Source organism: Bacillus sp. LR--39 (assembly GCF_053613335.1).
The window spans coordinates 1-614 of record NZ_JBSIOT010001155.1 but is presented as its reverse complement, the minus strand read 5'-3'; the positions used below and the strand labels follow the sequence as shown (position 1 = coordinate 614).

Annotated in this window: 1 protein-coding gene; it reads right to left on the bottom strand. The window is 37.3% G+C overall.

Features of this window, described 5'->3' with window-relative positions; translation table 11 throughout:
• Positions 1-614, bottom strand: a 614-nt coding sequence (locus ACWHAR_RS29105; protein WP_452088699.1) for a DUF6792 domain-containing protein, incomplete at both ends; no start/stop codon positions are given.

Below are 614 nucleotides of genomic sequence, written 5' to 3'. Positions count from 1 at the left end.
TGTTCGTACCGTGATTCTATGCCTCGCATACTCGCATTAATATTCGTTAATTCTTTTTTGATGACTTTCTTTTGCGTTTCATCAATATAACCATTTTCAGCTAACTGATCTACGACCGGTCCGCTGTTTCTCAACAAGGTATGAAGAAAACCTAAAAACGAAGGCAGTTCTTCTTTTATTCGGCCATACATTTGCTTAACATCATCAAAATGCTCATATAGGACACTTACTTTCTTTAAAGCGCCGTCTGTGTTTTTCACTTTTTCAATCAGGTCTATGTCTATCCCGCTAGCTGCCTTTATAAAACCGTTCAAGCCGTCTTTTTCATAGTCTTCCTTATATTTTTGAAGGAATTTTTGAATTGACCTCACATCTTCGTCAGGAATCCCATCCATAATGTTTCGAATGCCTTTTACACTTGTATTAGTATCTGCCATCTTCACATCACCGAATGTAATAAAATCGGCCTTGCCGCTGACTCCATACAGCGGGTCATCTTTTGAGATGCGTTGGGTGATGTTTGCTGTTACGCCTTTGTCTTCATAATATTTTTGGATTTCTTTTTTTAACTTTTCTGGCGGGATGGAATCTATATCTTCATATTTATAACTAAA